We start from the raw sequence: 1,034 nt of genomic DNA on the forward strand, positions 1-1,034 counted from the left end.
CGGCGCCCGCGGTGTCCTGCTCTCCGGAGGGGTATGTGCGGGTCAGTGGAGGACCTTCTCCTTGGCCCGGCGGTACTCCTCGTCGGTGAGGGCGCCGCGGGCGTGGATCTCGGAGAGTTTGGCGAGTTCGTCCGCCTTGCTGGTGCCCGTGCCGCCCGTGCCGCCCGCGGTCTCGCGGATGTAGCGTTCCATCTGTTCCTGCTGGGCCCTGGCGTGGCGCTGTTCGCGCTTGCCCATGTCCTTGCCCCGGGCGATGACGTAGACCAGGACGCCCAGGAAGGGCAGGACGATGGTGAAGAGGAGCCATCCGGTCTTGGCCCATCCGCTGAGGTCGTCGTCGCGGAAGATGTCCACGACGACGCGGAAGAGCAGGACGAACCACATGATCCACAGGAAGAACCACATGATCGCCCAGAAGGCCCCCAGAACGGGAAAGTCGTAGGCCAGGTTCACGCTGTCGCTCATCGCTTCTCCTCTGGGTGTCGTCCGCCGGGGCCCCCGGCGGGATCCCGGCGGACCCGCCCCGTGCGTCCCGCCCCCCCCCGGAAGGCGGGCGGGACGCACGGGGTGGTCCCGGCCGCCCTGCCGCTACCTGTCCTCGGTGTTGATGTCGATCCCGAAGGCCTCGCCGATGGCGCGGGCCGCGGACACCACCCGGGCGCTCCCCACCACGGGGGCGATCGCCACGAGCGTTCCCTGGACCTTCTCCAGCGGCACACCGACCTCCGCGGCGGTGCCGATGTTGAGGAGATAGGAGGGGGCGGAGGCGTCCATGGCCACCAGGGCGGCGATGCGTGCCAGCAGGTACGTCTCCTCGTCCAGTCCGGAACGTTCGAACGTGTCGAGGGTCATCTGCACGAGTGTCTCGAACACGGGGGCGTCCGCCTCGGCGAGGGCGGCGACACCCTCGGCGCCTGTCTCTTTCTCAGCCATGGTTCACATTCCCTTCCCGGGCCTGGTGCGGTGCACCTCCCATCAGAGCCGGATCCGCCCCGGACCACCTCACCCCGCAGGGGTGAGCGTCCGACCCCCGG

At 69.8% G+C, this 1,034-nt stretch carries 2 protein-coding genes; both read right to left on the reverse strand.

Going from position 1 to position 1,034, the window contains the following annotated elements; translation table 11 throughout:
* Positions 1–42: 42 nt before the first annotated feature.
* The gene (locus ACIP5W_RS35735; protein WP_401482257.1) at positions 43–465 is read right to left on the reverse strand and encodes an SHOCT domain-containing protein; all 423 of its coding nucleotides are present in this window, start codon (positions 463–465) and stop codon (positions 43–45) included.
* Between the two features lie 123 nt (positions 466–588).
* Positions 589–933, reverse strand: coding sequence for a carboxymuconolactone decarboxylase family protein (locus tag ACIP5W_RS35740; RefSeq protein WP_401482259.1), 345 nt, complete (start codon positions 931–933; stop codon positions 589–591).
* Between the last annotated feature and the right edge of the window lie 101 nt (positions 934–1,034).

It is taken from the genome of Streptomyces sp. NPDC088766 (genome assembly GCF_044750845.1).
Taxonomy (GTDB): Bacteria; Actinomycetota; Actinomycetes; order Streptomycetales; family Streptomycetaceae; genus Streptomyces.

Excerpts from the sequence above, each read along its gene's own strand:
- ACIP5W_RS35735 (WP_401482257.1), bottom strand. The coding sequence starts at position 465 with ATGAGCGACAGCGTGAACCTGGCCTACGACTTTCCCGTTCTGGGGGCC.
- ACIP5W_RS35740 (WP_401482259.1), bottom strand. The coding sequence starts at position 933 with ATGGCTGAGAAAGAGACAGGCGCCGAGGGTGTCGCCGCCCTCGCCGAG.